Source organism: Clavibacter sp., assembly GCF_014802555.1.
GTDB lineage: Bacteria > Actinomycetota > Actinomycetes > Actinomycetales > Microbacteriaceae > Clavibacter > Clavibacter sepedonicus.
The window spans coordinates 1-6,767 of the sequence record NZ_JAAVCB010000093.1 but is presented as its reverse complement, the minus strand read 5'-3'; the positions used below and the strand labels follow the sequence as shown (position 1 = coordinate 6,767).

General features: G+C 74.8%; 5 protein-coding genes and 2 pseudogenes. 3 read left to right on the top strand and 4 right to left on the bottom strand.

The genetic code is table 11. The features are described from left to right. The 4 genes and pseudogenes from HDR73_RS10600 to mtrA form a co-directional block, all read right to left on the bottom strand. Nucleotides 1–381 (bottom strand): annotated as a pseudogene (locus HDR73_RS10600) (ComF family protein); the annotation flags it as partial. Nucleotides 382–442: 61 nt separating this feature from the next. Beyond that, on the bottom strand, nucleotides 443–2,176 hold the full coding sequence (gene lpqB / locus HDR73_RS10595; RefSeq protein WP_041464362.1) for a lipoprotein LpqB: 1,734 nt from the start codon (nucleotides 2,174–2,176) through the stop codon (nucleotides 443–445). After that, on the bottom strand, nucleotides 2,160–3,794 hold the full coding sequence (mtrB, locus tag HDR73_RS10590; protein WP_041464361.1) for an MtrAB system histidine kinase MtrB: 1,635 nt from the start codon (nucleotides 3,792–3,794) through the stop codon (nucleotides 2,160–2,162). Before mtrB ends, lpqB begins: the two co-directional genes overlap by 17 nt. 4 nt (nucleotides 3,795–3,798) lie before the next feature. Continuing rightward, entirely contained in the window at nucleotides 3,799–4,479 is a 681-nt protein-coding gene (gene mtrA, locus HDR73_RS10585) for an MtrAB system response regulator MtrA (RefSeq protein WP_012298101.1), read from the bottom strand. Between the two features lie 113 nt (nucleotides 4,480–4,592). On the opposite strand from mtrA, the gene HDR73_RS10580 reads away from it, so the two are divergent. From HDR73_RS10580 to HDR73_RS10570, 3 genes and pseudogenes are all read left to right on the top strand, one after another. Continuing rightward, nucleotides 4,593–5,876 carry a DUF7847 domain-containing protein gene (locus HDR73_RS10580; RefSeq protein WP_012298100.1) on the top strand — a complete coding sequence of 428 codons (1,284 nt, stop codon included), beginning with the start codon at nucleotides 4,593–4,595 and terminating at the stop codon, nucleotides 5,874–5,876. Then, a complete protein-coding gene (locus tag HDR73_RS10575; protein ID WP_012298099.1) occupies nucleotides 5,873–6,559 on the top strand; it encodes a DUF4129 domain-containing protein in 687 nt (228 codons plus the stop codon). Before HDR73_RS10580 ends, HDR73_RS10575 begins: the two co-directional genes overlap by 4 nt. Beyond that, nucleotides 6,556–6,767: pseudogene (locus tag HDR73_RS10570) on the top strand (DUF4350 domain-containing protein); the annotation flags it as partial. The gene HDR73_RS10575 and the pseudogene HDR73_RS10570, both read left to right, overlap by 4 nt.

Sequence of the window (6,767 nt, the reverse complement as noted above, 5' to 3'; positions counted from 1 at the left end):
GGCCGCGCGGACGGCCCCGACGAGGGTGGCCGCCAGCGCCCGTGCGGCGTCCGTGCGGCCGTCCTCCTTGAGGGCGGACAGGAGCGCGGGCCAGGGCGGCGCGTACGCGCTCCCGCAGCCCACCGGCACGATGCGGGCGGGCTCGCGCCCGCCCGACGAGGGGACGGCGGGCAGCGCGAGCGGCCGCACGACGGGCAGAGCGAGGATCGCCGCCCGGCACGCCGGGCACACGGCGCGGTCGGGAGCGCCGCATCCCGCGCAGGTCACGGGGGCGACGACCGCGAGGGCATCGAGCAGGGCGGAGCGGACAGCCGAGGGCACCCGGGAGGACAGGGACGACGGGGACAGGGACAGGGCGGGCTGCCGGGGCGCGGGGATCACGCGCGCAGGGTCGCACGCGCGGGGGCGCGGACGGACCGGCGCGGTGGATCCGTGGAGGACGTCAGCGCTTGGTCGCGACGAAGGAGACGCCGGTCGCCGTCTGCTGCCACGTGCTGCCCCGCGGAGTGAGCAGTGCCCCCGCGCTCGTGAGGACGCGCAGGCCGCTCTCGTCGTTGGCGCCCGTGATGGAGACGCCGTCGGCCGCTGACCCCATGTCCTTCGACGGACCGCCCACCTGGTGCAGCTCCACCTGGCGCTCGCCGTCGGGCGCGAGGGTCAGGGTGGCGACGTCGAGCTCGTCGACCCAGGTGGCGTCCAGCGGGGTGCCCGGCGAGGCCAGGAGCTCGAGCGGGGTCGTCGTGAGCGACGTCGGGACGCCGCCGTCGCGCACGATCGAGGCCACGAGTAGCTGGGGCCCGGCGCCCGTCTCGAGCTGGACGAGGACGCGCGCACCGTCGCGCGCGACCTCGAGGGAGACGACGCGGCCGGTGGCGGTCCAGCTGACGGCGACGGGGTGGCCGACGCCGTCGGGGCCCCACGCGACGAGCCCGCGGGGATCCGACGCGGGCGTCGACCAGACGTAGCCCTGCGCGTCGAGGGACGGCGCGACGAGGCCGGGGCGCGTGTCCAGGAGCACGGCGTCGCGGTCGCCGTCGCCCACCGACCACACGCCGGACGCGTTCCGCACCGCCGCCTGCCGGCCGTCCGCGCTGAGCGTCGCCGCGTCGGCGCCGAGGGCCGTCACGCGCGTGCCCAGCGTGCCGAGGGGGACGACATCTCCCCCGCCGAGGTAGCCGAACTGGCCCTGGGCCAGCACGAGCGGGCGCGACTCCGCCTGCGGGTCCTTGACCGGGCCGCGCCCGCCGAGGTCCGCGACGTCGAGGGGCGTGCCGTCGACGAGCATCTGCACGTCGAGCACGGACGGGATGTTGGACAGGCTTAGCCGGAGCTGCAGCTTCATCCGCTGCTGGGTGACGCCGTCGGCGGCGCGCGCCTCGGTCGACAGGTCCACCTGCGGCGTGCCGCTGGCGGTGGTGACGGCCGAGGACGCCAGCTGCGTGCCCTCGGGGAACGCCGTGACGACCGCGGGCTGGGACAGCCACGGCGACGGGCCCTGGAGCAGCGACTTCACGATGCGGGTGCTCACGCTCTGGGAGGCCCGCGTGACGAAGAACCGGAGGTCCGGCACGAGGAACGAGAACGTGGGGTCGAAGAAGTACAGGGCGTGCGCGCTGAAGATCTCGCGGAAGTAGGTGGAGCGCAGGGCGATGCCGTCGGGCGCCTTCGCGATGCGCCACTCGCCGCGCTCCTGCACGAGCTGGAAGGAGAGGCGCGTCTCCTGGTCGCTGCCGACCTCGCGGTAGTGGCCCTGGCCGTCGACCGTCGCGATGGTCGTGACGGAGTAGCTGTAGGTGCCGTCGACCTCCTCCGAGGTCTCGGCCTGCCCCTCCCAGACCACGACGCTCGCGAACGGGTCCCAGCGCGACGCGAAGTCGGAGGAGAGGAACTGGCGGGCGACGCCGTACTGGTCGGCCGAGCTGGTGGCGGCGTCGACGAAGCCGGCGATGACGTCGTCCGGACCGTCGCCGGCCTGCGGGCCGTCCGGCTGGTAGCTGACGCCCGACTCGTCGGTGACCGTGGCGGGGTCGCCCTCCGACACCGGCCCGCCGGACGGGATCGAGACGCAGCCGGAGAGGAGGACCGCGCAGGCGGCGACGAGCGCGACGGCGGCCGCGCGCGCGGAGCGGCGGGAGGCGCGGCGCGGGCGCGGGCGCGGGTCAGGTGCTGGGGACACGGGCGTCCTCCTCGTCGGCGCGGTCGTCCGCGGGGTCGTCGGGCGGCAGGGCGACGGGCGAGCCCTCGAGGGGGACGTCCGGCCGCCGGGGCAGGGTCAGCCGGAAGCAGGATCCCTCGCCCGGCCGCGACCACAGCTGCAGCCAGCCGTGGTGCAGGTTCGTGTCCTCCAGGGAGATGGCCAGGCCGAGGCCCGTGCCGCCCGTGGTGCGCTGGCGCGACGGATCCGCCCGCCAGAAGCGGTCGAAGACGTGGCCCATCTCCTCGTGCGTCATGCCGACGCCGTAGTCGCGGACGGCGAGCGCGACGGCGTCCCGGTCGCTGTCGACCGTGATGACGATGGGCCGCCCCTCGCCGTGGTCGACCGCGTTGCCGACGAGGTTGGTGACGATGCGGCGCACCCGGCGGGCGTCCATCTCCGCGTCGAAGTAGCCGCCGGGGGCGACCAGCCGGAGCTCCGAGCCCTTCTGCGCGGCGAGCCCCTCGAACTCCTCGATGGAGTCCTCGACGAGCCGCACCAGGTTGGTCGGCTCGGTCACGAGGTCGACGGCGCCCGCGTCGAAGCGGCTGATCTCCAGCAGGTCGGCGAGCAGCGTCTCGAACCGCTCCACCTGCGTGTGCAGCAGCTCGGCGCTGCGGGCGGCCGGCGGGCTGAAGTCCTCGCGGAGGTCGTAGAGCACGCCCCCGGCGAGCCGGATCGTGGTGAGCGGCGTGCGCAGCTCGTGCGAGACGTCCGAGACGAAGCGCTGCTGCAGCTGCGAGAGGTCGGCGAGCTGAGTGATCTGCGACTGCAGCGAGTCGGCCATGCCGTTGAACGAACGGGCGAGCGTCGCGATCACGTCCTCGCCCTTGACCGGCAGGCGCTCCTCGAGCTGGCCGGCCGCGAGCTTCTGGCTCGTGTCGGCGGCGACGCGGATGGGCGCGACGACGAGCCGCACCACGAGCCACGCGATCGCCCCGATGAGCACGATGAGGAAGAGGAACGCGAGGAGGATCGTGCCGGCCACGAAGTCCAGGGTCTGCTGGATGTCGCCGAGGTCGTAGACGAGGTACAGCTCGTAGCGGCCGGCCGACGGGATGTCGATGCTCGAGCCCACGACGATGCCGGGGCTGGTGGAGCCCTGGTCCCCCACCGGGATCGCCACCGACTGCCACTGCTGGGTGCCCGTGCCCTCACCGACCGCGCGGCGGAGGTCGGCGCTCAGGAGGCTGTCGACGTAGTCGGCCGTGGACGCGTTCTGCAGCACGTTCCGCGCCTCCGTGCCGGGCGTGCGGCGGAAGGCGAAGTCGGAGAGGTTGATGGCGCTGCCGCGGAGCTCGTCGAAGACCTGCGTCCGCAGCTGCTCGAGCTCGGTCTGGTCGCTGGCGTCGGACGAGGTGAACTGCTCCTGCATCCGGCTGGTGGCGCTGTTCGACTGCTGCAGGACGGTGTCGAGCCGCTGGCGGAAGAGGTCGCTCGAGATGCTCTGCGTCATGAGCACGCCGATGAGGAGCACGGTGACGCCCGAGAGCGCGACCGTGATGAGGACGGTGCGGAACTGGAGGGAGACCGACCAGATCCGGACGAGGCGGCGCGGCCACGACCTCCAGTCGACGAGCCACACGGGCAGGGGGCGCATGGGGCTAGGCCGCGGCCCCCGCGCGGTAGCCGACGCCGCGGACGGTCATGACGATGCGCGGGTTGTCGGGGTCGTCCTCGACCTTCGCGCGCAGGCGCTGCACGTGGACGTTGACGAGGCGCGTGTCGGCCTTGTACTGGTAGCCCCAGACCTGCTCGAGGAGCATCTCGCGCGTGAACACCTGCTGCGGCCGGCTGGCGAGCGCGTGCAGGAGGTCGAACTCGAGGGGCGTCAGGTTGATCCGGTCCTCGCCGCGGCGCACCTCGTGGCCCTCGACGTCGACCACGAGGTCGCCGACCTGGAGGAGCCCGGGCGACGCGGCGGCGGCGGGGCGCAGGCGCGTGCGGATGCGGGCGACGAGCTCTTTCGGGTTGAAGGGCTTGACGATGTAGTCGTCCGCGCCGGACTCGAGGCCCTTCACGACGTCGGCCGTGTCGGACTTCGCCGTGAGCATGATGATGGGGATGCCCGACTCGGCACGGATGAGGTCGCACACCTGGATGCCGTCGAGGCCGGGGAGCATGAGGTCGAGGAGCACCAGGTCGGGCTTCGCCTCGTGGAAGGCGGCGAGCGCCTGGCCGCCGTCCGCGCAGAAGGAGGGCTCGAACCCCTCGGTGCGCAGGACGATGCCGATCATCTCGGCGAGAGCGGTGTCGTCGTCGACCACCAGGATCCGTGCTGTCATGTGATCTGGGTTCCCTGTCCTCGTGTGCCCCCAGGGTAGCCGGTGGATCGGCGGGATCGGCCGGACACCTCCGGCGCGGGACTTCGCGCGCGGCCTGTGGGAGGCTGGCGACCGTGACCGATGACCAGAGCTGGCAGGCCCCGGGCGGCGCACCGTCCGGTCAGGGAGGGTCCCCGGATCCGGATCGCACGCGGTCGGACGCCGGCCACGCGGCACCGCCGCCGCCCGGCTGGCCGCCGGCGTCCCCGTACGCCGCCCCGTCCGCCGCCCCGCCCGGCGCCGGCTTCCCGCCGCCGCCCGGCTGGGGCTCCGCGCCCGGCTGGACCCCACCGCCGAAGCCCGGCCTGCTGCCGCTGCGGCCGCTCGGCCTCGGCGCGATCCTCGCGGGCTCGTTCCAGACCCTGCGGCGGAACCCCGGCGCGACGGTCGGCAGCGCCCTGCTCATCCAGGGTCTCGTCGGCGTGGTGACCCTCGTGATCGTCGGCGGCGTCACCGGCTTCGTCGTCACGCGCATCTTCTCGGCCCGCGAGGCGGACCAGGGCCCGCTCATCGCCGGCGGCGTCACGGCGGTCGTGATCGCCGCGCTCGTGACGATCGTGCTGTCGATCGTCGCGTCGGCCTTCCTCCAGGGCGTCGTGGCGAGCGAGGTGGCGCGCGGCACGCTCGGCGAGCGGCTGCGCATGCGGGCGCTGTGGCGTCTCGCCCGCCCGCGCCTCGTGCCGCTCGTGCTCTGGAGCCTCTCCCTCACGGCCGCGTGGACGCTCGTCTTCGGGGTGCTCGTCGGCATCGTCGCACTGCTGGTGCTCGCCGGCGGCGGCGGGATCGTCGCGGGGATCCTCGTGGGCGTCCTCGGCGTGATGGGCCTCGTGGTCGTCTCGGCGTGGGTCTCGACGCGCCTTGCCCTCGTGCCGAGCGCGATCGTCATCGAGCGGCTCCGTCCGCTGGCGGCGGCCCGGCGGTCGTGGTCGATCACCATCGGGTCGTTCTGGCGCGTGCTCGGGATCCTGCTGCTCACCGCGGTGATCGTGTCCGCGGCCACGAACGTCGTGACCATCCCGCTGACCCTGCTGACCTCCATCCTGCAGGGCGTGCTCTTCCCGAACGGGGAGCTCGACTTCCAGACCTTCGACGCCTCCGCGGTTTTCTATCTCGGCGCGCAGCTGCTTTCGCTCGTGGTGAGCGTGGTGGTGGGGAGCATCGGCGCCGTCGTCACGTCCGCCAACGCGGCCATCCTCTACATCGACCTGCGGATGCGGCGCGAGGGGCTCGACCTCGAGCTCGCGCGCTTCGCCGAGGAGCGCGCGGCGGGCGCGGACTCGGCGACCGGGCCGGACGCGCGGGATCCGTACGCGGCGCCCGCTGCCGGCGCGACCACCGCCGGTCCGGGACGCGCGTGACCGGCTCCCTCCTCCTCGCCGCGGTCGCGCATGCGGCCGCGGTCCCGGTGGATCCCGACGCCGACGACGCGCGCCGGCTGCTCCTCGACGAGCTCGCGAAGCCGGAGTACGAGGCCGCCCGCCCGAACGCGCTCGACCTCGCGGCGCAGGCGGTGGGCGACTGGATCGCCGACCTCCTCGGCGGGGCGGGCGGGGGCCTCGCCGACCTCGCGCCCGTCGTGATCGGCGTGCTCGTCCTCGCGGTCGTCGTGGTGGCGTTCCTCGTCTTCGGGGCGCCGCGGCGGGACCGCAGGCGGGCGGCCGCGCGTGGCGACGGGCTGTTCGGATCCGACGACCGGCGCTCCGCCGAGGAGCTGCGCCGCGCGGCCGAGGCGTCCCGTCGGGCGGGCGACCTGGCGGCGGCCGCATCCGACCTCTTCCGGGCCATCGCGCGCGAGCAGGCCGAGCGCACGATCGTGGCCGTGGATCCGGGGACCACCGCCCGCGGGTTCGCCCGGCGCGCGGGATCCGCGCACCCCGCCCACGCCGCGCGCCTCGTCGGGGCCGCCGACGACTTCGACGCCGTGCGCTACCTCGGCCGACCCGGTACGGAGGAGATGCTCGACCGGCTCTCCGCCCTCGACCGCGACCTCCGCACGGCCGTCCCCGTGCTGCACGAGCCCGTGGGCGCGGGTCAGCGGTGAGCGCTCCCATGCCCGCCGCCGCCGCCCTCGCGACGGCCGCGACCCGGACGCCGCGACAGGCGCTCCGGCGGGCCGGGACGTGGATCGCGCTGGCCGCCCTTGCCGTCGTCGTCGCGCTGGCCTCGCTCGCGGTCTCCGGCGCCGCGCGCCAGGGCGACGCGCTCGCCCCCGACAACCCCGCGCCCGGTGGCACGCAGGCGCTCGCCCG

Excerpts from the sequence above, each read along its gene's own strand:
- mtrA (WP_012298101.1), bottom strand. The coding sequence starts at position 4,479 with ATGACAGCACGGATCCTGGTGGTCGACGACGACACCGCTCTCGCCGAG.
- mtrB (WP_041464361.1), bottom strand. The coding sequence starts at position 3,794 with ATGCGCCCCCTGCCCGTGTGGCTCGTCGACTGGAGGTCGTGGCCGCGC.